Source organism: Pseudomonas sp. Tav-5-1A (assembly GCF_055755055.1).
The window spans coordinates 1,552,230-1,576,599 of the sequence record NZ_CM146901.1 but is presented as its reverse complement, the minus strand read 5'-3'; the positions used below and the strand labels follow the sequence as shown (position 1 = coordinate 1,576,599).

Annotated in this window: 19 protein-coding genes and 1 pseudogene; 11 read left to right on the top strand and 9 right to left on the bottom strand. The window is 62.4% G+C overall.

The genetic code is table 11. The features are described 5' to 3' along the window. Positions 1–314: 314 nt before the first annotated feature. A complete protein-coding gene (locus AC0J42_RS07080; RefSeq protein WP_416422917.1) occupies positions 315–1,436 on the bottom strand; it encodes a beta-ketoacyl-ACP synthase III in 1,122 nt (373 codons plus the stop codon). Between the two features lie 205 nt (positions 1,437–1,641). Next, entirely contained in the window at positions 1,642–5,553 is a 3,912-nt protein-coding gene (gene hrpA / locus AC0J42_RS07075; RefSeq protein ID WP_473005626.1) for an ATP-dependent RNA helicase HrpA, read from the bottom strand. 258 nt (positions 5,554–5,811) lie between these two features. Here hrpA and AC0J42_RS07070 point away from each other — a divergent pair, with 258 nt between their 5' ends. The 3 genes from AC0J42_RS07070 (at position 5,812) to AC0J42_RS07060 (ending at position 8,787) form a co-directional block, all read left to right on the top strand. Continuing rightward, entirely contained in the window at positions 5,812–5,976 is a 165-nt protein-coding gene (locus AC0J42_RS07070; RefSeq protein WP_416422915.1) for a hypothetical protein, read from the top strand. A 62-nt stretch (positions 5,977–6,038) separates the two neighbouring features. Beyond that, positions 6,039–7,403 carry a glutamine synthetase family protein gene (locus tag AC0J42_RS07065; RefSeq protein ID WP_473005625.1) on the top strand — a complete coding sequence of 455 codons (1,365 nt, stop codon included), beginning with the start codon at positions 6,039–6,041 and terminating at the stop codon, positions 7,401–7,403. 100 nt (positions 7,404–7,503) lie between these two features. After that, a complete protein-coding gene (locus AC0J42_RS07060; protein WP_473005624.1) occupies positions 7,504–8,787 on the top strand; it encodes an NAD(P)/FAD-dependent oxidoreductase in 1,284 nt (427 codons plus the stop codon). A 104-nt stretch (positions 8,788–8,891) separates the two neighbouring features. Here AC0J42_RS07060 and fadD1 read toward each other — a convergent pair whose 3' ends face one another. Together fadD1 and fadD2 are read right to left on the bottom strand one after the other, a co-directional pair. Further along, positions 8,892–10,589 (bottom strand): long-chain-fatty-acid--CoA ligase FadD1, encoded by a 1,698-nt coding sequence (gene fadD1 / locus AC0J42_RS07055; protein ID WP_473005623.1) that lies wholly within the window; start codon positions 10,587–10,589, stop codon positions 8,892–8,894. A 279-nt stretch (positions 10,590–10,868) separates the two neighbouring features. After that, positions 10,869–12,557 carry a long-chain-fatty-acid--CoA ligase FadD2 gene (fadD2, locus tag AC0J42_RS07050; protein ID WP_416422911.1) on the bottom strand — a complete coding sequence of 563 codons (1,689 nt, stop codon included), beginning with the start codon at positions 12,555–12,557 and terminating at the stop codon, positions 10,869–10,871. Positions 12,558–12,764: 207 nt separating this feature from the next. On the opposite strand from fadD2, the gene AC0J42_RS07045 reads away from it, so the two are divergent. The 7 genes and pseudogenes from AC0J42_RS07045 (at position 12,765) to AC0J42_RS07015 (ending at position 17,287) form a co-directional block, all read left to right on the top strand. After that, positions 12,765–13,709 carry an alpha/beta hydrolase gene (locus tag AC0J42_RS07045; RefSeq protein WP_416422910.1) on the top strand — a complete coding sequence of 315 codons (945 nt, stop codon included), beginning with the start codon at positions 12,765–12,767 and terminating at the stop codon, positions 13,707–13,709. 31 nt (positions 13,710–13,740) lie between these two features. Beyond that, a complete protein-coding gene (locus AC0J42_RS07040; RefSeq protein WP_416422909.1) occupies positions 13,741–14,211 on the top strand; it encodes a MaoC family dehydratase in 471 nt (156 codons plus the stop codon). A 146-nt stretch (positions 14,212–14,357) separates the two neighbouring features. After that, a pseudogene (locus AC0J42_RS07035) lies at positions 14,358–14,456 on the top strand (hypothetical protein); the annotation flags it as partial. A gap of 20 nt (positions 14,457–14,476) precedes the next feature. Beyond that, the gene (locus tag AC0J42_RS07030) at positions 14,477–15,418 is read left to right on the top strand and encodes a DUF2515 family protein (RefSeq protein ID WP_473006819.1); all 942 of its coding nucleotides are present in this window, start codon (positions 14,477–14,479) and stop codon (positions 15,416–15,418) included. After that, positions 15,415–16,050 carry a hypothetical protein gene (locus AC0J42_RS07025; protein WP_473005622.1) on the top strand — a complete coding sequence of 212 codons (636 nt, stop codon included), beginning with the start codon at positions 15,415–15,417 and terminating at the stop codon, positions 16,048–16,050. The genes AC0J42_RS07030 and AC0J42_RS07025 overlap by 4 nt, the downstream gene beginning before the upstream one ends. Continuing rightward, positions 16,047–16,682, top strand: coding sequence for a hypothetical protein (locus tag AC0J42_RS07020; RefSeq protein ID WP_473005621.1), 636 nt, complete (start codon positions 16,047–16,049; stop codon positions 16,680–16,682). The genes AC0J42_RS07025 and AC0J42_RS07020 overlap by 4 nt, the downstream gene beginning before the upstream one ends. Before the next feature lie 32 nt (positions 16,683–16,714). Then, positions 16,715–17,287: a hypothetical protein gene (locus AC0J42_RS07015; protein ID WP_473005620.1), complete on the top strand. Its 573-nt coding sequence runs from the start codon at positions 16,715–16,717 to the stop codon at positions 17,285–17,287. A gap of 396 nt (positions 17,288–17,683) precedes the next feature. Here the strand turns inward: AC0J42_RS07015 and AC0J42_RS07010 are convergent, their stop codons facing one another. Both AC0J42_RS07010 and AC0J42_RS07005 read right to left on the bottom strand, forming a co-directional pair. Then, a complete protein-coding gene (locus tag AC0J42_RS07010; protein WP_416422904.1) occupies positions 17,684–17,845 on the bottom strand; it encodes a hypothetical protein in 162 nt (53 codons plus the stop codon). Positions 17,846–17,904: 59 nt separating this feature from the next. Beyond that, on the bottom strand, positions 17,905–18,249 hold the full coding sequence (locus AC0J42_RS07005) for an aspartate-semialdehyde dehydrogenase (RefSeq protein WP_416422903.1): 345 nt from the start codon (positions 18,247–18,249) through the stop codon (positions 17,905–17,907). Between the two features lie 190 nt (positions 18,250–18,439). Here AC0J42_RS07005 and rapA point away from each other — a divergent pair, with 190 nt between their 5' ends. Beyond that, positions 18,440–21,286 carry an RNA polymerase-associated protein RapA gene (rapA, locus tag AC0J42_RS07000; RefSeq protein ID WP_416422902.1) on the top strand — a complete coding sequence of 949 codons (2,847 nt, stop codon included), beginning with the start codon at positions 18,440–18,442 and terminating at the stop codon, positions 21,284–21,286. A gap of 91 nt (positions 21,287–21,377) precedes the next feature. Here rapA and AC0J42_RS06995 read toward each other — a convergent pair whose 3' ends face one another. Genes AC0J42_RS06995 through AC0J42_RS06985 form a run of 3 tightly spaced genes read right to left on the bottom strand, consistent with a single transcriptional unit; the run spans position 21,378 to position 23,949 of the window. After that, the gene (locus tag AC0J42_RS06995; RefSeq protein WP_416422901.1) at positions 21,378–22,166 is read right to left on the bottom strand and encodes an ABC transporter permease; all 789 of its coding nucleotides are present in this window, start codon (positions 22,164–22,166) and stop codon (positions 21,378–21,380) included. Next, complete coding sequence (locus AC0J42_RS06990) at positions 22,163–22,963, bottom strand: ABC transporter permease (RefSeq protein ID WP_416422900.1); 801 nt, start codon at positions 22,961–22,963, stop codon at positions 22,163–22,165. The genes AC0J42_RS06995 and AC0J42_RS06990 overlap by 4 nt, the downstream gene beginning before the upstream one ends. Then, positions 22,963–23,949 carry an ABC transporter ATP-binding protein gene (locus AC0J42_RS06985; protein WP_473005619.1) on the bottom strand — a complete coding sequence of 329 codons (987 nt, stop codon included), beginning with the start codon at positions 23,947–23,949 and terminating at the stop codon, positions 22,963–22,965. The genes AC0J42_RS06990 and AC0J42_RS06985 overlap by 1 nt, the downstream gene beginning before the upstream one ends. Positions 23,950–24,370 lie beyond the last annotated feature (421 nt).

Below are 24,370 nucleotides of genomic sequence, written 5' to 3'. Positions count from 1 at the left end.
GCCTGGTATGCGGGCGCAAGTCCGGCAAGCTTTATGGGAGGGCATCTTGACCAGCGGATATTTCAGCGAGGTGGCTCGTTTATTAAGATTTGATGACAGCGGAACTTTTTGAAATGAAGATTAGTTAATGTTGAAACGTAAAACCGGGGGTTCCAGGCGGCCTATTTGTCCCAGAAGATGAAGACACCTTCATAATCGGTGGGAGCTGGCTTGCCAGCGAGTTTTTGGGACGCCCGAAAAACTCGCTGGCAAGCCAGCTCCCACAGAAATGAAAACGCCACCGTTGCGGTGGCGTTTTGGTCGAGCGGCAGGGGTTACAGCTTGCGCAGGATCACGCTGCCGATGGAATAGCCGGCGCCAAACGAGCTGAGTACCGCCAGCGAGCCCTTGCCCAGGTCGTCCTGGTGCTTGTGGAAGGCGATCACCGAGCCCGCCGAGCTGGTGTTGGCGTAGGTGTCGAGGATCACTGGCGCCTCTTCTTCAGTGGCCTCGCGGCCCAGCAGCTTCTTGACGATCAGGTGGTTCATGCTCAGGTTGGCCTGGTGCAGCCAGAAGCGCTTGACGTCGTTGACGTCGATGCGGTTCTCGCCCAGGTGCTGGCCGATCAGCTCGGCCACCATCGGGCACACCTCGCGGAACACCTTGCGGCCTTCCTGCACGAACAGCTTGTCTGGCGCACCGATGCCCTCCTCCGCCGCGCGGTTGAGGAAGCCGAAGTTGTTGCGGATGTTGTTGGAGAACTGGGTCAGCAGCTTGGTGCTGACCACCTCGAACTGGTGCGGCGAGGTGGCCAGGTCGGCACGCTCGACCACCACCGCGGTGGCGGCGTCGCCAAAGATGAAGTGGCTGTCGCGGTCACGGAAGTTCAGGTGGCCGGTGCAGATCTCCGGGCTGACCACCAGCACCGCGCGGGCCTGGCCCAGGGCCACGCTGTTGTAGGCCGTCTGGATGCCGAAGGTCGCCGAGGAGCAGGCCACGTTCATGTCGAAACCGAAGCCCTGCACGCCCAGCGCCTGCTGCACTTCGATGGCCACGGCCGGGTAGGCGCGCTGCAGGTTGGAGCAGGCAACGATCACCGCGTCGATGTCGGCGGCGGTCTTGCCGGCGCGTTGCAGCGCCTGTTCGGCCGCGGCCACGGCCATCTGGCAGAGGATCGACTGCTCGTCGTTGGAACGCTCCGGCAGGCGTGGCTTCATGCGCTGCGGGTCGAGGATGCCGGCCTTGTCCATGACGAAGCGGCTCTTGATGCCCGAGGCCTTCTCGATGAAGGCGGCGCTGGACTCGGTCTGCGCGGCCAGCTCGCCACGCTCGATGGCGGCGGCGTTGTCGGCGTTGAACTGGTGCGCCCAGGTGTTGAAGGACTGCACCAGCTCTTCGTTGGAGATGCTGTCGGCCGGTGTGTACAGGCCGGTGCCGCTGATGACGACGTTATGCACGCTCGTTCCTCTATTATTGGTAGCCGGTGCGGGGCAGCGGCAGAGTGAGTCGCAGTCAATATGGCACTGTAGTACCAATTTACAAAAAGTATTGCCACGGGCGCGAAGGGGGTCAGGCAACCCTGGCTTCGCGGGCGAATCGATGGGCAATTGTGCCAGATTTGCCGAAAAAGTGCCCTTTTCACGATAAAGGGCACTCCTGGCTTCAGGCCTCTACCTGGCTCCACTGTTTGCTCAGGCGCTTGTCGGAGATCGGCACTTTAGTGCCCAGCTGCTGGGCGAACAGCGACACGCGGTATTCCTCGATCAGCCAGCGGTACAGCTCCAGCTCCGGGTCGCGCTTGCCTTCCTGGGCATGCTTGGCCTGGCGCGCCTGGTACTGGGCCCAGACGTTGCCCAGCTCGATGCTCCACACGCGGTCCTTCTGCACCTGGCTGCCCAGCTTCTCCAGGCGCATTTCCACGGCCTTGAGGTAGCGCGGCAGCTCCTTGAGCCAGGCCGACGGCGTCTGCCGGACGAAGCCGGGGTACACCAGGTGGCTCATTTGCGCCTTGATGTCGTTGAGCGCCACGGCCTGGGCCAGGTCGATCTTGCCCTTGAAGCGCTTCTGCAGGCCATGCCACAGCTTGAGGATGTCCAGGGTCTGGCGCGCCAGGCGTTCGGCGTGCTCGGCCCAGGCACCGCGCTTGCGCTCCGCCAGCGCCGCCAGGCCAGCGCCGTCGCGCGGCAGGCTGGCTTCGCCTTCAAGGATGCAGGTATCGAGACTGGCCAGCAGGATGTCTTCCACCAGCGCCTCGATGCGCCCCAGCTCGCGATAGAGCAGGCCCAGCTCGGTCTGGCCCGGCAGCTTGCCACGCAGGAACTTGGCCGGCTCGGCCAATTGCTGCAACAGCAAGCGCTGCAGCGCGCGGCGGTGCTGGAATTCGGCTTCGGCGGCGGTGGAGAAGCGGCCTTCCTTGACGGTGCCATTCTCTTCCACCAGCGCCGGGTACACGGTCATCGACAGCCCGGCGATCTTCTGCTGGGTGGTCTCGGCCACGGCCGCGAAGGCCTTGGCCTCCACGGGCTGCTGGCTCTTGGCCGACTGCGGCGCCGCCAGGGCGGCCTGGCTGGCCTGCACGAAGCGCGCGGTCAGTTCGGCCAGGTCGCGGCCTTCGCCAAGGAACTTGCCCTGGCCGTCCAGCACTTCGATGTTCATGCGCAGGTGGCTGTCCACCTGCTGCTCGGCCTCGGCCCAGGCCTCGTCGCTGACCCGCGCGCCGGTCATGCGCAGCAGCTCGCGGCCCAGCGCCTGGGGCAGCGAGCCGTCGCCGAAGGTGATGCGCGCCAGCGCCGCGCGGACAAAGTCCGGCACCGGCACGAAGTTCTTGCGGATGGCCTTGGGCAGGTTACGCACCAGGGCGATGCACTTGGCTTCCAGCAGGCCGGGCACCAGCCACTCCAGGCGCTCGTTGGGCAGCGCCGGCAACAACGGCGCCGGCACGCTCACGGTGACACCGTCGCGGGGGTGGTTGGGCTCGAAGTGGTAGCTCAGGGCCAGGGTCAGGTCGCCCAGGCGCAGGGTGTCCGGGTACTGGCCGGCGGTGACTTCGCTGGCCTCGCGGGCCAGCACGTCTTCCTCGCGCATGATCAGCAGCTTCGGGTTCTTCTGGCTCTCGGTCTTGTACCAGTGGTCGAAGGTCGCCGTCTGGTGGATCTCGGCCGGCACCCGCGCGTCATAGAAAGCGTACAGGGTTTCCTCGTCGGCGAGGATATCGCGGCGCCGCGCCTTGGCTTCCAGGGCGTCCAGCTGCTCGAGCAGCTCGCGGTTGGCCACCAGGCACTTGGCCCGCGACTGGATCTCGCCACGCACCAGGCCTTCGCGGATAAACAGCTCGCGCGACACCACCGGGTCCACCGGCCCGTAGTGCACGGGGCGGCGGCCGACCACGATGAGGCCGAACAGGGTGATCTGCTCGTACGCCACCACCTGGCCGCGCTTCTTCTCCCAATGGGGCTCGAAGTGGTTCTTCTTGATCAGGTGGCCTGCCAGCGGCTCGATCCAGTCGGCGTCGATCTTGGCCACCATGCGCGCGTACAGCTTGGTGGTTTCCATCAGCTCGGCAGTCATCAGCCACTGCGGGCGCTTCTTGCCGATGCCCGACGAGGGGTGAATCCAGAAACGCCGCTGGCGGGCGCCCAGGTAGTCGCCTTCCTCGGTCTTCTGGCCGATCTGGCTGAGCAGGCCGGAGAGAATCGCCTTGTGGAATTTCGGGTAGTCGGCCGGTTCCTTGTTGATGGTCAACTGCAGGTCGCGGCAGATCAGGCTCAACTGCCGGTGCGCATCGCGCCATTCGCGCAGGCGCAGGTAGTTGAGGAAGTTCTTGCGGCACCAGTTGCGCAGCGGGCTGGCGGTCAGTGCCTGGCGCTGCTCTTCGAAGCCGCGCCACAGGTTGACCAGGGCGGCGAAGTCGGAATCGGCGTCTTTCCACTGCGCGTGGGCCTGGTCGGCGGCTTGCTGGCGCTCGGGCGGGCGCTCGCGCACGTCCTGCACCGACAGCGCACTGGCGATGATCAGCACTTCCTGCAGGCTGCCCTGCTTGGCGGCTTCCAGCAGCATGCGGCCCATGCGCGGGTCCACCGGCAGGCGCGCCAGCTGGCGGCCAATCGGCGTGAGCTGGTTCTCGCGGTTGACCGCCGACAGCTCCTGCAGCAGGTTGAAGCCGTCGGTGATGGCCTTGCCATCCGGCGGCTCGATGAACGGGAACTGGTCGATCTCGCCCAGGCGCAGGTGCAGCATCTGCAAAATCACCGCGGCAAGGTTGGTGCGCAGGATCTCGGGGTCGGTGAATTCGGGGCGGGCGATGAAATCCTCTTCGCTGTACAAGCGAATGCAGATGCCCGGCTCCACCCGCCCGCAGCGGCCCTTGCGCTGGTTGGCGCTGGCCTGGGACACCGCCTCGATGGGCAGGCGCTGCACCTTGGCGCGGTAGCTGTAGCGGCTGATGCGCGCGGTGCCGCTGTCGATCACGTAGCGAATGCCCGGCACGGTCAGCGAGGTCTCGGCGACGTTGGTCGCCAGCACCACGCGGCGGCCCGGGTGGCTCTGGAAGATCTTCTGCTGCTCGGCCGGCGACAGGCGCGCGTACAGCGGCAAAATCTCGGTGTGCTTGAGCTGGGCCTTGCGCAGCATTTCCGCGGCGTCGCGAATCTCGCGCTCGCCCGGCAGGAACACCAGCACGTCGCCCGGGCGCTTGCCTTCGCTGCGCTCGAACGCGGCAATTTCATCCAGGGTGGCGATGATCGCCTGGTCGACGGTGAGGTCGTCCTCGACGCTGTTGCCCTCCTCGTCCTGCTCGCTGGTCAGCGGCCGGTACCAGGTGTCCACCGGGTAGGTGCGGCCCGACACTTCGATGATCGGCGCGTCGTCGAAGTGCTTGGAGAAGCGCTCCAGGTCAATGGTCGCCGAGGTGATGATCACCTTCAGGTCCGGGCGGCGCGGCAGCAGGGTCTTCAGGTAGCCCAGCAGGAAGTCGATGTTCAGGCTGCGTTCGTGGGCTTCGTCGACGATGATGGTGTCGTAGCGTTCCAGGAAGCGGTCGTGCTGGGTCTCGGCCAGCAGGATGCCGTCGGTCATCAGCTTGACCAGGGTATTGGCGTCGCTCTGGTCCTCGAACCGCACCTGGTAGCCCACCAGCGCGCCCAGCGGCGTGGCCAGTTCCTCGGCCACGCGGGTGGCCACGCTACGGGCGGCGATCCGCCGGGGCTGAGTATGGGCGATCAGGCCGTGCTGGCCGCGGCCCAGCTCCAGGCAGATCTTGGGCAGCTGGGTGGTTTTGCCCGAGCCGGTCTCGCCGGCGATGATCAGCACCTGGTGCTCGGCGAGGATCTTCTTGATCTCGTCGCGCTTGGCGGCAATCGGCAGGCTGTCGTCGTAGCGAATGGTCGGCACGCTCTGCCGGCGCGCGGTGACCTGGGCCATGGACGCCTGTGCCCGCTCGACCCACTGCCCCAGCTTGACCTCGTCGGGCTTCTTGCGCAGCTCGTGCAATTGCCGACGCAGGCGATGGCGATCGCCGATCATGGCCTGGTCGAGGTTCTTGAACAGTGTGTCGATAACGGGATTGTGGTCGGTCATCAGGTACGCAAATGGCTACGCGGCAAAAAGAATGGGCGGGATTGTCGCAGATTTGGCCCCTTCATTCCTAATCCCACCGCGAATCCGTAGCCGCTGCCGCCAGGCTGCGCTGGCCCTGGCGTTCGCTGCAGATCTTCCGTGGGCACGATGGCCAGCGCAGCCTGTCGGCAGCGGCTACATTGTTTAGCGCCAGCCGTACTGAAGGTACGACAATCCCGATTTAACCGCCCGGGACCACCATGCAACCATCCAGGCACCATGAACGCCACCCCGCTTCCCCCCGCCAGCACCGAACCGCGCACCCCGCGCCGTAGCGTCTGCCTGCGCCCCGGGGAGAACCCGCTGTTCAACGTGATCCTGGCCTTCTGGGCCCTGTGGCACTGCCGCCACGCACGCCCGCCGGACGCCGCCCTCGCTGCCTGACCAACCTTGTACTCCCGTCACCGCGACGGGCCGTTCACGTGTGCGCAAGCGAGAGCCCACCCATGCATTTTGCCCCCCTGCAACAGGCCCAGGCGTTCCTGGACCAACACCCGCTTATTGAAATGTTCGAACTGTTCATCCTCGACGCCAACGGCGTGCCACGCGGCAAGCTGCTGCACCGCGATGAACTGCTGGCCGTGTACCAGAGCGGCCGGCCGCTGCCCAGCACCATCCTGGGCCTGACCCTGAACGGCGATGATGTGGAAAACTCCGGCCTGGTGTGGGACGTGGGCGACATCGACTGCCGCGCCTACCCGCTGGAAGGCAGCCTGGTGCCGCTGCCGTGGCGCAAGATTCCGACCGCGGCGGTGCAGGTCAGCATGCACCCCACCGAGGGCCTGCCCGCCACCGTGGCCGACCCGCGCCATGTGCTGGTCAAGGTGATCGATGCCTTGAAGGCCGACGGCTTGCACCCGGTGATGGCCTGCGAGCTGGAGTTCTACCTGCTCGATGCCAAGCGCGACGCCAACGGCCGCCCGCAACCGGCGCTGGACGCCGACGGCGCCCGCCCGCGCAGCACCCAGGTGTACGGCCTGCGCGAACTGGAGCAGATCGAGCCGTTCCTCGCCGACCTGTACGCCGCCTGCAAGCAGCAGGGCATTCCGGCGCGCACGGCGATTTCCGAATACGCCCCCGGCCAGGTGGAGATCACCCTGGAGCACGGCGACGCGCTGTTGGCCATGGACCAGGCGGTGCGCTACAAACGCATCGTCAAGGGCGTGGCGCACCAGCACGGCATGCAGGCCTGCTTCATGGCCAAGCCCTTCGATGACCTGGCCGGCACCGGCATGCACATGCACGTCAGCCTGGCCGACGCCGACGGCCGCAACCTCTACGCCAGCGAGGACAAGGCCGGCACGCCGCTGCTGCGCCAGTCGGTGGGCGGCATGCTTGCCCACCTGCTCGACAGCCTGCTGCTGTTCTGCCCCAATGCCAATTCCTACCGGCGCTTCCAGGCCAACAGCTACGCGCCCCTGGCGCCCACCTGGGGCGTCGACAACCGCACCGTCAGCCTGCGCGTGCCGGGCGGGCCAGCCAACACCCGGCACATCGAGCACCGCATCTGCGGCGCCGACGCCAACCCGTACCTGGCCGCGGCGGCCATCCTGGCGGCCATTCACGACGGCATTCGCCAGCAGCGCGACCCTGGCGCGCCGGTGCAGGGCAACGGCTATGCGCAGGCTACGCACTTCCTGCCCACTGACTGGCTGACCTCGCTGACTGCCCTGGAGCGTTCCGAATGGGCCCGCGAGGCCTTGGGCGATGGGTTCCTCAAGGTGTACCTGGCGGTCAAGCGCGCCGAGTACCGGCAGTTCATGGCCGAGGTAGGCGAACAGGATTGGCGCTGGTACCTGACCAACGCGTAACCCCTCATCAAAAATCAAATGTGGGAGCTGGCTTGCCAGCGAGCTTTTGCGGACCGAAAGCTCGCTGGCAAGCCAGCTCCCACATAAAGAGCGCTTACCCATGACTCAACGCATCAACTCCTACTACACCGCCACCCTCAACCAGGAAACCGACTTCCCGGTGCTCCAGGGCACCCACAGCGTCGACGTGGCCATCATCGGCGGCGGCTTCACCGGCGTGGCCACCGCCGTGGAGCTGGCGGAAAAAGGCCTGAAGGTCGCCCTACTGGACACCCACAAGATCGGCTGGGGCGCCAGCGGGCGCAACGGTGGCCAGGTCACCGGCAGCCTTTCCGGCGACGAGGCCATGCGCAAGCAGATGCGCGGCAAGCTGGGCGCCGAGGTGGATGATTTCATCTGGCACCTGCGCTGGCGCGGGCACCAGATCATCCAGCAGCGGGTGGCGAAATACGGCATTGAGTGCGACCTCAAGCACGGCCACCTGCACGCGGCCATGAAGCCGTCGCACCTCACCGAACTGCGCGCCTCGCTGGAGGAAGCCCAGGCCCGTGGCATGGGCGACCAGGTGACGCTGCTGGACCAGGCCGGCGTGCGCCAGCATCTGGACAGCCCGCTGTACCTGGGCGCCCTGAAGAACACCCGCAACATGCACCTGCACCCGCTCAACCTGTGCCTGGGCGAGGCCCGCGCGGCGCAGTCGCTGGGGGCGCTGCTGTTCGAGCACAGTGAGGTGCTGGACATTGTCCATGGCCCGCGCCCCGCCGTGGTTACCGCCAACGGCCGCATAGAAGCCAGGCAGGTGCTGCTGGCCGGTGACGTTTACCACAAGCTGGAACCGGGCAAGCTCAAGGGCAAGATCTTCCCGGCCATGGGCGGCATCGTCACCACTCGCCCGCTGGGTGAACTGGCGCGCCAGCTCAACCCCCAGGACCTGGCAGTGTACGACTGCCGCTTCGTGCTGGACTACTACCGCATGACCGCCGACGGCCGCCTGCTGTTCGGTGGCGGCGCCAACTATTCCGGCAAGGACTCGCGCGACATCGCCGCCGAGCTGCGCCCATGCATCGAGCGCACCTTCCCGCGCCTGCAGGGCGTGGACATCGAATTCGAGTGGAGTTGCGCCATGGGCATCGTGGTCAACCGCATCCCGCAACTGGGCAAGCTGTCGGACAACGTCTGGTACTGCCAGGGCTATTCGGGGCATGGCATCGCCACCAGCCACATCATGGGCGAGATCATGGCCAACGCCATGACCGGCACCCTGGGGCAGTTCGACACCTTTGCCGGCTGCCAGCACATCAAGGTGCCCATGGGCGATGTGCTGGGCAACCCGTTGCTGGCGGTGGGGATGTGGTACTACGGGATGTTGGAAAAACTGCGCTGAAAAACGCCTGTAGCCGCTGCCGCCAGGCTGCGCTGGCCCTATGCCTCGCCGGAAATCTCCAGCGTACGTAAGGGCCAGCGCAGCCTGCGGCAGCGGCTACAGGGTTAGGCGATCTTTTTCAGGCCCAGCTTCTTCAGTTCCTCGTCACGCAGTTCACGGCGCAGGATCTTGCCGACGTTGGTGGTCGGCAGGCCGTCGCGGAACTCCACCGAGCGCGGCACCTTGTAGCCGGTGACGTTGGCGCGCATGTGCTCCATCACCTGGTCCTTGGTCAGCGTCACGCCCGGCTTGGCGACGATGAACATCTTGATGGCCTCGCCGGACTTCTCGTCCGGCACGCCGATGGCCGCGCACTGCAGCACGCCCGGCAGGGTCACCAGCACGTCTTCCAGCTCGTTGGGGTAGACGTTGAAGCCGGACACCAGAATCATGTCCTTCTTGCGGTCGACGATGCGCATGTAGCCGTCGTCCTGGATCACCGCAATGTCGCCAGTCTTCAGCCAGCCGTCGGCGTCGAGGATCTCGTCGGTGGCGTCCTGGCGCTGCCAGTAGCCCTTCATCACCTGCGGGCCCTTCACGCACAGCTCGCCCACTTCGCCCAGGGCCAGTTCGCGGCCGCTGTCATCGGTGACCTTGCAGCGGGTGGACGGCACCGGAATGCCGATAGTGCCCACCTGGATGTTCTGGATCGGGTTCACCGACGCCACCGGGCTGGTCTCGGTCATGCCGTAGCCTTCGCAGATGGCGCAGCCGGTCACGCTTTTCCAGCGGTCGGCAGCGGCCAGTTGCAGGGCCATGCCGCCCGACAGGGTGACCTTCAAGGCCGAGAAGTCGAGGTTGCGGAAGTCGGCGTTGTTGCACAGCGCCACGAACAGGGTGTTCAGGCCAACGAAGCCGCTGAACTTCCACTTCGACAGTTCCTTGACCATGGCCGGCAGGTCGCGCGGGTTGCTGATCAGGATGTTGTGGTTGCCGATCAGCATCATCGCCATGCAATGGAAGGTGAAGGCGTAGATGTGGTACAGCGGCAACGGCGTGATGAGGATCTCGCACCCTTCGTTGAGGTTGGAGGCCATCAGCGCCTTGCACTGCATCATGTTGGCGATCAGGTTGCGGTGGGTGAGCATCGCGCCCTTGGCCACGCCGGTGGTGCCACCGGTGTACTGCAGCACGGCGACGTCTTCGGCGTTGGGGTTGGCTTCGCGCACGGGCTGGCCGTGGCCCTTGGCGAGCACGTCGTTGAATTTGACGGCGGTGGGCAGGTGATAGGCCGGCACCATCTTCTTCACGTACTTGATCACGCTGTTGACCAGCAGGCGCTTGACCGGCGGCAGCAGGTCGCCGACCTGGGTGACGATCACGTGCTTGACCGACGTCTTGGGCACCACGTGCTGCGCCAGGTGGGCCATGTTGGCCAGGCACACCAGGGCCTTGGCGCCGGAGTCGTTGAACTGGTGTTCCATTTCCCGTGCGGTGTACAGCGGGTTGGTGTTGACCACGATCAGGCCTGCGCGAATCGCACCGAACACCACCACCGGGTATTGCAGCACGTTGGGCAGCTGCACGGCGATTCGATCACCGGGCTGCAAGTCGGTATGCTGTTGCAGGTACGCCGCGAAGGCGCCAGACAGTTCGTAGAGTTGACCGTAGGTGAGCGTCCTGCCCAGGTTGCTGAACGCCGGCTTGTCGGCGAAGCGCTGGCAGGACTGCTTCAATACAGCCTGAATGTTCGGGTACTCATCAGGATTGATGTCCGCAGCAATACCTGCTGGGTACTTATCCTTCCAGAAATTTTCGATCATGGAAGCCCACTCCTCCAGCACAGCGAATTCATCACCGCTTCGTATGCGATTATTATTGATAGGTGATCACGGTACGTGAAGCACCGATCGATCGAAAGCGCGCCGAGAGTAGCAGCTTTGGAAAAGGTCGCATAGAGGCCGAATTGGCCCGACCGGTCACGGAAATGACTCTATGAATTCCAGTAGTCACTTTTAGAGTAAAAATACTATTGTGCTGGGACGCGGCCTGCGGCCGCTGCTACAAAACCCTGTAGCAGCGGCCGCCGGCCGCGTCATGCCTCACGCAATATCCCGCAACTCACGCCGCAGGATCTTGCCCACCGCCGTCATCGGCAGCGACTCGCGCAGCACGATGTGCTTGGGCACCTTGTAGCCGGTGAAGTTGGCCTTGCAGTAGGCCTTCAGCTCCTCGAGGCTCACGCCACTTTCACGCGGCACCACGAACAGCTTCACCGCCTCCCCCGAACGCTCGTCCGGTATGCCGATGCAGGCGCAGTTGGCCACCTTGGGGTGGGCCATCACCACGTCCTCGATCTCGTTGGGGTACACGTTGAAGCCCGAGACGATGATCATGTCCTTCTTGCGGTCGACGATGCGCACGAAGCCGTCGGGGTCGATCACGCCGATGTCACCGGTGCGCAGCCAGCCCTCGGCGTCCAGCGCCTCGGCGGTGGCGTCGGGGCGCTGCCAGTAGCCCTTCATCACCTGCGGGCCCTTCACGCACAGCTCGCCACGCTCGCCGCCAGGCAGTTCGTTGCCCTGGTCATCGATGATCTTCAACTGCGTGCCCACCACCGGCAGGCCCACGGTGCCCAGGCGCGCGGCGGCGCCATAGGGGTTGGTGCTGACCACCGGCGAGGTCTCGGTCAGGCCGTAGCCCTCGACGATGCGGCAGCCGGTGAGCTTTTCCCAGCGGTCGGCGGTGGCCTTCACCAGCGCCGTGCCGCCGGAGTTGGTGACCTTGAGGTGGGAGAAGTCCAGGTCCTTGAAACCGGGGTGCTCCATCAGCGCCACGAACAGCGTGTTGAGGCCCAGCAGCGCGGTGAACTGCCACTGCTTGAGTTCCTTGATGAACGCAGGGATGTCGCGCGGGTTGCTGATCAGCACGTTGTGGTTGCCGGTGACCATCATGCCCATGCAGTTCGCCGTGAACGCATAGATATGGTACAGCGGCAGCGGCGCGATCATGACCTCCTGGCCTTCGCGCAGGATCTTCACACCGTGCTCGTCGGTCTGCTCGAAACAGCACAGCACCTGCTGCATGTTGGCCACCAGGTTGCCGTGGGTGAGCATCGCGCCCTTGGACAGACCGGTGGTGCCGCCGGTGTATTGCAGCACGGCGATGTTGTCGAGGGTCAGCGGCACCGGCGTCGGCGTGTGCCCGCGGCCCAGGCCGAGGGCGCGCTTGAGCGAGATGGCCTGGGGCAGGTCGAACGCAGGCACCTTCTTCTTCACCTTGTCCACCAGGGTGTTCACCAGCCAGCCCTTGGCGGCGGGCATCAGGTCGCCCATGCGCGCCTCGATCAGGTAGCTGATGCCGGTGTCGGGCAGCACTTCCTGCACCAGCTTGCCGAACATGTTCAGGTACACCAGCGCGCGGGCGCCGGAGTCCTTGAACTGGTGGCGCATTTCCCGGGCGGTGTACAGCGGGTTGGTGTTGACCACGATCAGGCCCGCGCGCAAGGCGCCGAACACCACGATGGGGTATTGCAGCACGTTGGGCAGTTGCACGGCGATGCGGTCGCCGGGCACCAGGTCCGTCTCGTGCTGCAGGTAGGCGGCGAATTCCGCGCTATGGCGCTCAAGCTCCGCGTAGGTGAGGGTCACGCCCAGGTTGCTGAAGGCCGGGCGGTCGGCGAATTTGCGGCAGGAACGCTCGAACACCTCGACCACCGACTTGTACGCCCCCAGGTCCAGCGTGGTGGGCACCCCGGCGGGGCGTTTATCGTTCCAGAATTCAGCTTGCATTATTATTGTCCTCTTGCCTGAGCCGATTCAGGCCGCCCATTCCGTACGCAGCGGCCGGTGCTTTGCCGACGTTAGCAGTTAAGCAAGCACTGGCAAACACGCCAGGTGCCGTCATTAACATCATGAATCTAAATGCTGCGCCGCGCTGGATTCGCGCCATGGGCTATACAATGAGCTCGTCCCCACCGCACCGCGCAAGGAACCGCCATGCCCGCCGAGGCGTTCTGGCTTGAAGCCAGTGATGATTGCCGTTTGTACGTCCATGCCTGGCGGCCCGAGGCGCCGCCCAGGGCCGTGGTGCTGCTGGTGCACGGCATGGCCGACCATGGCGGCCGCTACCAGCGCCTGGGCCAGGCGCTGGTAGCCGCCGGGCTGGCGCTGTACGCCCCGGACCTGCGCGGCCACGGCCACACCGCCGAAGGCGGCGTGCTGGGCCACTACGCCGACGCCAACGGCTGGAACCGCGTGCTCGACGACCTGGCCGTGCTGGCCCGCCACGCTCGCCAGGCCCACCCCGGCGCGCCGCTGTTCCTGCTGGGCCACAGCATGGGCAGCTACCTGGTGCAGGGCTACCTGCTGCACCACAGCGCCAGCGTGCAGGGCGCCATTCTCAGCGGCTCCAACTACCAGCCGGCGCTGTTCTACCGTGCCGCGCGCCTGGTGGCCCGCCTGGAACGCCTGCGCCAGGGCCCGCGCGGGCGCAGCGCGCTGATCGAATGGCTGTCGTTCGGCTCGTTCAACAATGCCTTCAAGCCCACCCGCACCGCGTTCGACTGGCTGAGCCGCGACCCGGCCGAGGTCGACCGCTACATCGCCGACCCGCTGTGCGGCTTCCGCTGCACCAATCAATTATGGCTCGACCTGCTGGCAGGCCTGGCGCAAATCAGCCAGCCGGGCAGTCTTGCGCAGATCGATCGCGGCCTACCGCTGCTGATCATCGGCGGTTCATGTGATCCGGTCAGCCAGGGCAAGCGTCTCACTGATCTGGCCCGTGCACTGGGGCGCACCGGCAACCGCCAGGTGGAGCTTGTGCTCTACCCCGACGCCCGCCATGAAGTGCTCAACGAACTCAACCGCGAGCAGGTCACCGCCGACCTGCTCGCCTGGCTGCAGCGGGCCCTGGCCATCCAGCGCCCGGCCCGCAGCGAATAACCGCACTACTGACGAAAAGGAACAGTCACCCATGACCCAGGTCACCAACACCCCGTACGAAGCCCTCGAAGTGGGCCAGAAAGCCACCTTCAGCAAGACCGTCGAAGAGCGTGACATCCAGCTGTTCGCCGCCATGTCCGGCGACCACAACCCGGTGCACCTGGACGCCGAGTTCGCCGCCGCCACCATGTTCAAGGAGCGTATCGCCCACGGCATGTTCAGCGGTGCGCTGATCAGCGCCGCCGTGGCCTGCGAGCTGCCTGGGCCGGGCACCATCTACCTGGGCCAGAAAATGAGCTTCCAGAAGCCGGTGAAAATTGGCGACACCCTGACCGTGCGCCTGGAAATCCTGGAAAAACTGCCGAAATTCCGCGTGCGCATTGCTACCCAGGTGTACAACCAGCGTGACGAGATGGTGGTGGACGGCGAAGCCGAGATCCTCGCCCCGCGCAAAGAGCAGACCGTAAACCTGGTAAGCCCGCCCGCCATCACCATCGGCTGATTTTCTGTAGCCGCTGCCCGCCGGCAGCGGCTACAGCATTCACTTCAAGACCGTTCCTACGCTTCGCTGCGAAACATCTGATTTTCTCCCTCCCGACTTCTGCCCTAGCGTGACCGTCCCTGCACAAAAACAAGGACACGTCAGCCATGCAGCGTTACCACATCACCGTGGGTGCCACGACTACCGCTGGCGGCACCGTGACCTCGGGCTGCAGCCGCAGCACCATCAATGACCAGCCAATGGCCCGCGAAGGCGACGAGGTAGACTGCCCGGCCTGCGCCAGCACGGGGCGGATTGTGAAGACCCGCGCTTCCAGTGGGCCGGCCTGGCGGCCTTCGCCTCCAAACAGGTGGGCTGCGGCCTGCTGCACGCGTCGGAGTCCATCGAGAAGGTCCAGGCTGAACATGACACCCGCCAGCACTTGGAGCAAAGCGCCCGGCGCGGCTTCTTCGGGCTGTTCAGCAGCCGCAGCGAGCGGGAGCGGCAGGAGAAAGTCGACGCGTTCAAGCAGAGCCGGCACGAGCATCAAGCCGCCCGTGACAACAACCGGGTGCCAAATATCGACCTGCGGCGCACGGGCGAGCCGTTATCGCTGGTGCAGCAGCAGTTGCAGCATGTGTACGACATGCTGGCGATGGGGAATACCACGCTGTTCCTGGATGTTTATCCGCTGCATCTTTTTTATCGGGAGCGGGGGTTGGGGGCGTTGGAGGGGTGTTTGCCGGTTCGTGTTGAACTGTACAAGAAGCATCCGGTGCTGTGGCTGGTTCAGCGGGAGACATTGGAGTTTGGCAGAGTTCGCACGGAGGTTTTGGAAACGTTTCGTGCAATGGAGTCAGGGAAAATCGCGAACAGCGTCGAATCTCTCGCTAAACATGAACAGGTCAATATCTTGCAACCAGTCATGTATAGCAACTCACAATTTGTGCGCCTGTTAAGAAGCAACCATCTCTCGTTCGTAATTGGATTCCCATCCGGCGCCGCGCAAGCGATTGAGCTAACGCTAGCCAGCCAGTGCCAACGAATCGACGATGGACGCACCATTAGCTTTGGCAGCAACCCGTTTGCCGACCTGTCGGATATCAACCAGCGCATGCCGTTCGTGCTTAACGCGGCTACCAGGTTCGATCATCTGCTCAATAGCAGCAGCCGCAATCAGATAGAACAATCCCTGCGCACTATCGCTTCGGTAGGGGTGGAACCATGATCCGCATAACCCAATTTGGCTGGCGGCACGCATTGATTGTTTTGGCAGTACCTTTTCTGATCACGGTAGACGTACTTTCGGATGACCCGGAAATAGCGTTGGTCATTGGCGAGCCTTTTGAGGATATGCGCCGACGTTCCAGCGCATCCATCGCACCCGCGTTTGCGGGCCATAGCTGGTTCAGCATTCCCAAGTCCGACGCCCGCTTGAACTTCATGGATCCCCACTATGGGTTTAAGACGCCATTGGCCCGTTTCTTTGTTGTCATGTATGACGAGGGGCTGATCGGCAGTGTGCGAATGTCTCCTCAAACAGAGCCACTCCTACTCGACGAAACCCTCAAAATTGCTTTGGACTTACAGGACCAATGGCGTCGAACCGGGTGGACACTCACCCGGCCGGGGGATTTTCCAGCCATCGCCGACACGCCTGCCTGGCGAGAGCGCCTTAGACAAAGACGCACAGGCATCACTACGTATTGGCAGGCAGAAGATCGATACCAGGTCGTCATGGATATCGGCAGATTTACCGACCGCAGGCGCCCGGATGAAGAGCGCTATCTCATCTCTCTGGCGGTATCAAAGCCTTTCGTGAAACCTTGGGAAGGTTATTCGGCGCCAGTTGCACCATGAGCACGCTACATCTTCTGGGGTGGCGGCATGCATTGATTGCCTTCGCGATACTGTTCCTGTTCACGTTCAATGCTTTTTCGGACGACCCCGAAATTGCGTTAGTCATCGGCGAACCCTATGAGGACATGCGTCAGCGATCCAGTGCCTACTTCCCCCCTGCACTCCCCGGAGAAATATGGTTCAACATCCCGGACTCCGACGCACGCCTGAACTTTATCGACCCCACCTACGGATTTGTAACGCCTCTGGCCCGTTTTTTTACGGTGATCTACGACAAAGGCTTGATTAACAGCGTGCGAATGTCCCCACAAATCGAACCCCTCCTACTCGACGATACCCTGAAGGTGGTGCTGGACTTGCAGGACCAGTGGCGCCGAACAGGCTGGACTTCCACCCGACCCGATGAGTTCCCACCTATCGCTGGTACCGCTGCCTGGCGAGAGAGAATTCAGCAAAGCCGTAACGGGATCAAAACCTACTGGCAAGCAGGTGACCAGTATCAAATCATGCTAGTGGTTGGGCGTTTTGCCGACGTCCGACACCCTGGTGAAGAGCGCTATCTCATCTCGCTGTCGCTTGCAGAGCCTTGGGTAAAACCTTGGGAAGCGTATGACACGCTCGCTGTTCCATGAGCCTGAAACAACACTTGGGCTGGAGGCACGTGATGATTGCCCTGGCGATACTGTTCCTGATCACATTCAAGGTTTTTTCGGACGACCCCGAAATTGCTTTAGTCATCGGCGAGCCTTATGAGGACATGCGCCAGCGGTCCACTGCCTACATCAGCCCTGCACTCCCAGGCGAAACATGGTTCAGCGTTCCAGATTCTGACACTCGCTTGAATTTCATGGACGCCCAATATGGATTTGTCACCCCCCTGGCCCGTTTCTTTACGGTGATTTACGACAACGGCTTGATTAACAGCGTGCGACTGTCCCCTCAAATCGAACCACTGCTATTCGGAGACGCTCTTAAAATCGTGCTCGACTTGCAGGAACAGTGGCACCGAACCGGTTGGACACCCACCCGACCTGACGACTTCCCACCCATTGCAGACACCCTAACCTGGCGAGACCGACTGCAAAGAAACAGCCTAAGTGGAAAAACTTTTTGGAATGCGCACAACAAGTATCAGGTCATGTTGGGAATTAGGCGCTTCAAAGATCCGAATAATCCTGGCGATGAGCGTTATCTAATATCGCTGTCCGTCGCCGACGTTTGGGTAAAACCACTGTGAATAGCTACGGCGGCGGTCCGCCCATGAGCCTGCACCGTCTTCTGGGCTGGCGGCAAGCATTGAATCAAGCCATTGCACGTTGCAAGAGATGTAGCAGCTGCCGCCAGGCTGCTACATCCTGTGGGAGCTGGCTTGCCAGCGAGCTGTTGGGGCCATAAAAGCTCGCTGGCAAGCCAGCTCCCACAAGACAGTTGCTGCTACACCTCTTGCAACTTGCCACGGACAGTTTGTGTTGGGGGGAGATTTCCAAGCACTTCTTGAAGGGCAAAAAAAAATGGGCGACCGAAGTCGCCCTAAATGCCTTGCGTGCTCTGTTGAAGCGCAAACCGCGTTTGCGTTCGATGGAGCAAAGATTAGCGAAGCCCTGGCCAGGGGAAACTGACCCAGGTCAAGGTTTCAACGCTTCTTGGGCTTTTTCTTCGGCTTTTTCTTCGCCGCGCCCAGGGGCATGGCCTGCTCGAACTGCTGGCGCATGTCGTTCAGGCGCTTGTCGTTGAGGTCGTGGACGCGCTTGGCGCGCTCCGCGGAGAAGTCGATCAGCTTGTCGTCCTGGCTCATGGTCACTACGTCAGGTGGGGCGAAATAGGCCTTCATAATGGCGGCAGACGCCCGCCGGATCAAACCTCGATGTCCACCCACAGGCCCTGGCGCGGTTCGTCGTCGATCAACGGTGCCACCGGCACGGTGTTGTCGGCGTTGAGTTCGTGGCCCGGCACCGGCAAATGCGCCTCGGGGTCGTTCTCGGCCTCTTCGCGCTGGCGCTGGCGGCGGCGCTGGCGCTCGGCTTCCTCGCGCAGCAGCAGGGCGGCGGTTTCCTGGTCACGCTGGCGCAGGTCGATCTCGCTCTCGTCCGACGTCGGCTGCGTGGGCGCCACCGGCGCGATCACCGTGGGCGCTGGTCTGACCGGGTCCAACTGCGACGTCACCGGGACTACGCTGAGTGGAAGGATGGGTGGCAACATGTTCGAGTTCTCCTGTTGCCGGGGTAACGGCGGCAGGTGGTTCGGCTTGAAAGGTTTCTCCTTGAAGTATCGACTCCGTCACAAACAGTTTAGTGCAATCGGCGTGAGCAGCTTCCCGACGAGACTCTTTGGCCCTGAGCCCCATCATCCGGTACCATAGTCGGCTTTTTCATGGCGGGAGTCAGGCAGCATGGCGCAGCAGTATCAACCGGGGCAACGCTGGATTAGCGACAGCGAAGCAGAGCTAGGTCTTGGCACCGTTCTGGCACAGGACGGTCGCTTGTTGACCGTGCTCTACCCGGCCACTGGCGACACTCGCCAATACGCCCTGCGCAACGCGCCGCTGACCCGGGTGCGGTTCTCTCCAGGTGACCAGATCACCCATTTCGAAGGCTGGAAGCTGACCGTCCAGGAAGTCGAGGACGTCGACGGCCTGCTGGTGTACCACGGCCTGGACGCGCAGAACCAACCCTGCACCCTGCCCGAGACCCAGCTGTCGAACTTCATCCAGTTCCGCCTGGCCAGCGACCGCCTGTTCGCCGGCCAGATCGACCCGCTGGCCTGGTTCTCGCTGCGCTACAACACCCTGGAGCACACCAGCAAGCAGCTGACCTCCTCGCTGTGGGGCCTGGGCGGCGTGCGCGCACAACCCATCGCCCACCAGCTGCACATCGCCCGTGAAGTGGCCGACCGCATCGCCCCGCGCGTGCTGCTGGCCGACGAAGTAGGCCTGGGCAAGACCATCGAGGCCGGCCTGATCATCCACCGCCAACTGCTGTCGGGCCGTGCCGCCCGCGTGCTGATCCTGGTGCCGGAGAACCTGCAGCACCAGTGGCTGGTGGAAATGCGCCGCCGCTTCAACCTGGAAGTCGCGCTGTTCGACCGCGAGCGCTTCATCGAAAGCGACGCCACCAACCCCTTCGAGGACGCGCAACTGGCGCTGGTCTCGCTGGAGTGGCTGACCGAGGACGAGAAGGCCCAGGACGCGCTGTTCGCCGCCGAGTGGGACCTGATGGTCGTCGACGAAGCCCACCACCTGGTGTGGCACGAGACCAAGGCCAGCCCGCAGTACGCGCTGGTGGAGCAACTGGCCGAGGTCATCCCCGGCGTGCTGCTGCTCACCGCTACCCCGGAACAGTTGGGCCAGGACAGCCACTTCGCGCGCCTGCGCCTGCTGGACCCGAACCGTTTCCATGATCTGGCCGCCTTCCGCGCCGAGAGCGAGCACTACCGCCCGGTGGCCGAAGCCGTGCAGGAGCTGCTGGACAAGGGGCGCCTGTCGCCCAAGGCCCATGAAACCATCCACAACTTCCTCGGTGCCGAGGGCGAGGCCCTGCTGACCGCCGTCAACGACGGCGACGCCGAGGCCAGCGCGCGCCTGATCCGCGAACTGCTGGACCGCCACGGCACCGGCCGCGTGCTGTTCCGCAACACCCGCGCCGCCGTGCAGGGCTTCCCCGAGCGCAAGCTGCACCCGTACCCGCTGGCCAACCCGGACGAGTACATGGAGCTGCCGCTGGGCGAGCACGCCGAGCTGTACCCGGAAGTGGCCTTCCAGGCCCAGGCCGAGACCGACGAGGAAAACCGCTGGTGGCGCTTCGACCCACGCGTCGAATGGCTGATCGACCAGCTGAAAATGCTCAAGCGCACCAAGGTGCTGGTGATCTGTGCCCACGCCGAGACCGCCATGGACCTGGAAGACGCCCTGCGCGTGCGCTCCGGCATCCCGGCCACGGTGTTCCACGAGGGCATGAACATCCTCGAGCGTGACCGCGCCGCCGCCTACTTCGCCGACGAAGAGTTTGGCGCCCAGGTGCTGATCTGCTCGGAAATCGGCAGTGAAGGCCGCAACTTCCAGTTCGCCCACCACCTGGTGATGTTCGACCTGCCGGCCCACCCGGACCTGCTGGAGCAACGTATCGGCCGCCTGGACCGTATCGGCCAGAAGCACGTCATCGAACTGCACGTGCCGTACCTGCAGGACAGCCCGCAAGAGCGCCTGTTCCAGTGGTACCACGAGGCGCTGAACGCCTTCCTCAACACCTGCCCTACCGGCAACGCCCTGCAGCACCAGTTCGGCCCGCGCCTGCTGCCGCTGCTCGAAGGCGGCGACGAAGACAACTGGGACACCCTGGTGGCCGAGGCCCGCGGCGAGCGCGAGCGCCTGGAAAGCGAGCTGCACACCGGCCGTGACCGCCTGCTGGAACTGAACTCCGGCGGTGGCGGCGAAGGCAAGGCGCTGGTTGCCGCCATCGAGGAACAGGACGACCAGTTCGCCCTGCCGATCTACATGGAAACCCTGTTCGACGCCTTCGGCATCGACAGCGAAGACCATTCCGACAACGCCCTGATCCTCAAGCCGAGCGAGAAAATGCTCGATGCCAGCTTCCCGCTGGGCGACGACGAAGGCGTGACCATTACCTACGACCGCCACCAGGCGCTGTCGCGTGAAGACATGCAGTTCATCACCTGGGAACACCCCATGGTGCAGGGCGGCATGGACCTGGTGCTGTCCGGCTCCATGGGCAACACCGCCGTGGCGTTGATCAAGAACAAGGCGCTCAAGCCCGGCACCGTGCTGCTGGAACTGCTGTACGTCAGCGAAGTGGTGGCCCCGCGCGCCCTGCAACTGGGCCGCTACCTGCCGCCCCAGGCACTGCGCTGCCTGCTGGACGCCAACGGCAACGACCTGTCGTCGCGCGTCTCGTTCGCCACCCTCAACGACCAACTGGAAAGCGTGCCCAAGGCCAGCGCCAACAAATTCATCCAGGCCCAGCGCGACGTCCTCACCCCGCGCATCAACGCCGGCGAGACCAAGGTCCTGCCGCGCCACCTGGAACGCGTGGCCGAAGCCAAGCGCCGCCTGGCCGCCGAAACCGAAGAAGAACTGGCCCGCCTGACCGCCCTCCAGGCCGTCAACCCCACCGTGCGCACCAGCGAACTGGATGCACTGCGCAAGCAGCGTGAACAGGGGCTGGCGATGTTCGAGAAGGCCGCGTTGCGGTTGGAAGCGATTCGGGTGCTGGTAGCGGGTTGACCGCTTAGTTTGATCCGGAAAAGAAGCCCGCGCGATGCGGGCTTTTTTTATGGTTGTTTCGCGCGGCCACGCTTGCCCCCCCCATCGCACATCAACTACTAGCGCTTTCGTACGAACGCAAAGCAAAGACCCAGAACATTCTTGAAATGCAGAGTGAGATCAGGCAAGCCAGAGTTGCACCTACCACAGATGCTTGACTTGCCATTCCCATAGCGCCGTCTACAGGTACGTTCGAAATAAAGTATATAGGAACAAAAAACGTCAGCAGTACCCGAACGGACTGTGGAAAAGCCGAAACTGGAAAACGGCCGACCTCCATGATGGTGTAACTGACAATCCAGATATCTCCGATCTTTACGAACCATATAGACAGCGTGCAGGTAATCAAGAACAACGAATAAAAAATTGCGACGCCTCCCATCAGCAGGCCAGCAAAAACCAGTAGGTTGCTGCCCCCCAACGTGCCTTGGGCGTGCATCGAATAGACGACGACGGCAACACCAATGATCGCTCGCGGCAGCTCCCAGATATTAACCTTTGAGAATGACACCGAAAACTGACAGTCAACCGGGCGAAGCAAAAGGCAATCCAGGTCTCCGGTACGAACTTTTTCTGACAACGCATGCAGGCTTGGAAACAGCCACATTTCAAGCAGCCCCTCGAGAGTCAGGGCCACGCCAAACAAAGCAAGCACTTGGTAAATATTCCACCCTCCAAGGCTGCCCACTTCAGCGAACATGGCATCTAGAAAATAAAGCGCCAAGATCAACCCAACCAATGTAGTGATCATATTGGCGACGGCGTTCGTCCTGAACTCCATTTCCTCAATAGCCGAATGCCTGACCAGCGCTGCCAGAATTTTCAGATTCCTCAAGGTCATATACCCGCCCCCGAAAACCGTTTCAACCCTTGCGTCCAGAGTTTACGGCGGAGGGCAACGAGCGTGAAAACCCAAAAAAGCTGGACAGAGAACCCCTGCAAATACTCTACCCCTGACGCCTTCCCGAGCAGAACTTTGACGGGAAAGTCTAGCGCTGCGGCGAACGGCAACAACAAAACGATCGAGCGAGTTGCCTCAGGCAACAGATCAATGGGAATGAGCGTGCTGCCAAGAACGGTGTATAACGACCAGACAGCAGCGTCAAATGCAACAGAGTTGGCCGTCCAGAATGCGAGCAAACCAACACAATAATAAATATGAAAAACTATAACCCATGCCAACACAAGCGCCACCAGGAATAGTGGCAACTGCTTAATCACCACCTGCAGATCGATCGAAAAAATCAACCCACCAATACAGAACACAGTGACTACTATCGGTGCACGCACCAGCATCTTCCCCACTGGTTCAGCGACATGAAACCAGAAAGGCGGAATTGGCTTGAGCAGCCTCCCCGAGAGTGTGCCTTTGCGTATTTCATCGTTAAGAACGAAGATAACCCAGGCCGCCGTGAGCTGGCGGACCAAATAGACCCCCAAGAAATATCCTGCAAAATCCTTCGCCGTATAGCCGTTGATTACTTTGTCTCGTGAAATCTCCCACCAGATCATCATCATAAATAAAGGCGCGACGCCACTGAGCAACCACACAACTAGCTGAGCCCTGTAGATGATCGTCATCTGCACGCTGATTCGGAGGAGCTGACCAGCAACGGCGAGCATTGAAAATTTGGTCATTAGCAAACAGGTTCCTTCGCCAGCAGCAATCGAGGGAATGCCTGTTCAAGTGAAGGCCGCTGGATCGAAATATCCGTTACAGGCAGGTTCGCAAGCAGCCGAGCGACAGCATCGGTTACTTGGCCGTCAGGCACCAAAATTTCCGCGCCATCAGGTGTCAGACTAATAAGCGTACCGTAAGCCAGAAGTGACTCTCGACACACAGGCAGTGAGAAGCGGAGGGAAACCTGTCGCTCGGACACTTGGGCTTTCACCAGTGCTTGGCGATCACCGTCAAATACGATTCCCCCTTCATTCAAGACGATTACCCGGTCAGCCAAGGCTTCTATATCTGCCATGTAGTGTGACGTCAATATGATGGTCGCCCCCGTTTCTTTATTGTAATCAAATAGGAATTTGCGGATAGCCGCCTGCATCGCAAGATCAAGACCAATTGTGGGCTCATCGAGAAACAGGATATTTGGACGGTGCAACAACGAAAGTATCAACTCGCATTTCATCCTCTCACCCAGTGATAGCTTCCTCACCGGACGATGAATGATGTCATCGGCCGATAGTAATTCACATAATTCTTTGATGCGCTGACGGCGCTCCGTAGGGGGGATATCGTAAAGCGCGGCTTGAAGATGGAATGACTCAAGCGCCGGCAAGTCCCAGGCCAGTTGTTGCTTCTGCCCCATGACCAACGCAATCGACTTGAGAAAGTCGCGCTGCCTCTTGAACGGCTCTTGCCCGAGCACGCACAAGCTCCCGGCACTGGGCCTTATTATTCCCGAGAGCATTTTCAGTGTGGTGGTCTTTCCTGCGCCGTTACTACCCAGAAACCCAACCACCTCCCCCTCATCAATGGAAAAGGAAACATCCTTGACGGCTGAAATGCTAATCTGCTCTCTACGAAAGTATCGAAACAAATTGCGTGAGGCTTGGTCAGTCCTGTGCACTCGGTACACTTTACTTACAGCAGACAACTCAATTACCTTTGACATACTCTTCCGCACCCACCCCGCTCACTGTAGAAGTTATTTTCGAACCTCGCCCTTATCAGCTTGATGCTTCAACAGCATGTCACTACTGAGGTGCCGTGCCTATAGGTTTGATTACACCAAGGAAGTCGTCAAGGGCAAAATCTGATTTCGGGTCTCGGCCAGCTTTGAAAAGACCCTCCTCGCCCACGCTTAGTTGCTAGCCATTAGCAAGCCAAATAAACCGAGAGCACAACCATAGCGCTGCTAGCAGAATAAACCACAACCCCATCAACAAGTTGTAAAACGCAACTGCCACTGCCAAGCGAAGACGATCTCGGCCCGTAAACCCACTATCGCGTCTCCCACCCATTACGACTGCAACACCTTGAAAAATCTTTCCAGAAAGACCCGACACAGCCACAAGCCCAGCAATATCCGGAAA

What these genes read in the sequence shown, in the direction of transcription:
- AC0J42_RS07010 (WP_416422904.1), bottom strand. Translation starts at nt 17,845, where the DNA reads ATGAGCCAGGACGACAAGCTGATCGACTTCTCCGCGGAGCGCGCCAAG.
- AC0J42_RS07005 (WP_416422903.1), bottom strand. Translation starts at nt 18,249, where the DNA reads ATGTTGCCACCCATCCTTCCACTCAGCGTAGTCCCGGTGACGTCGCAG.
- AC0J42_RS07020 (WP_473005621.1), top strand. Translation starts at nt 16,047, where the DNA reads ATGAGCACGCTACATCTTCTGGGGTGGCGGCATGCATTGATTGCCTTC.
- fadD1 (WP_473005623.1), bottom strand. Translation starts at nt 10,589, where the DNA reads ATGATCGAAAATTTCTGGAAGGATAAGTACCCAGCAGGTATTGCTGCG.
- AC0J42_RS07025 (WP_473005622.1), top strand. Translation starts at nt 15,415, where the DNA reads ATGATCCGCATAACCCAATTTGGCTGGCGGCACGCATTGATTGTTTTG.
- AC0J42_RS07040 (WP_416422909.1), top strand. Translation starts at nt 13,741, where the DNA reads ATGACCCAGGTCACCAACACCCCGTACGAAGCCCTCGAAGTGGGCCAG.
- AC0J42_RS06995 (WP_416422901.1), bottom strand. Translation starts at nt 22,166, where the DNA reads ATGACCTTGAGGAATCTGAAAATTCTGGCAGCGCTGGTCAGGCATTCG.
- AC0J42_RS07015 (WP_473005620.1), top strand. Translation starts at nt 16,715, where the DNA reads ATGATTGCCCTGGCGATACTGTTCCTGATCACATTCAAGGTTTTTTCG.
- hrpA (WP_473005626.1), bottom strand. Translation starts at nt 5,553, where the DNA reads ATGACCGACCACAATCCCGTTATCGACACACTGTTCAAGAACCTCGAC.
- AC0J42_RS07065 (WP_473005625.1), top strand. Translation starts at nt 6,039, where the DNA reads ATGCATTTTGCCCCCCTGCAACAGGCCCAGGCGTTCCTGGACCAACAC.
- rapA (WP_416422902.1), top strand. Translation starts at nt 18,440, where the DNA reads ATGGCGCAGCAGTATCAACCGGGGCAACGCTGGATTAGCGACAGCGAA.
- AC0J42_RS06990 (WP_416422900.1), bottom strand. Translation starts at nt 22,963, where the DNA reads ATGACCAAATTTTCAATGCTCGCCGTTGCTGGTCAGCTCCTCCGAATC.
- AC0J42_RS07045 (WP_416422910.1), top strand. Translation starts at nt 12,765, where the DNA reads ATGCCCGCCGAGGCGTTCTGGCTTGAAGCCAGTGATGATTGCCGTTTG.
- AC0J42_RS07070 (WP_416422915.1), top strand. Translation starts at nt 5,812, where the DNA reads ATGAACGCCACCCCGCTTCCCCCCGCCAGCACCGAACCGCGCACCCCG.
- fadD2 (WP_416422911.1), bottom strand. Translation starts at nt 12,557, where the DNA reads ATGCAAGCTGAATTCTGGAACGATAAACGCCCCGCCGGGGTGCCCACC.
- AC0J42_RS07060 (WP_473005624.1), top strand. Translation starts at nt 7,504, where the DNA reads ATGACTCAACGCATCAACTCCTACTACACCGCCACCCTCAACCAGGAA.
- AC0J42_RS06985 (WP_473005619.1), bottom strand. Translation starts at nt 23,949, where the DNA reads ATGTCAAAGGTAATTGAGTTGTCTGCTGTAAGTAAAGTGTACCGAGTG.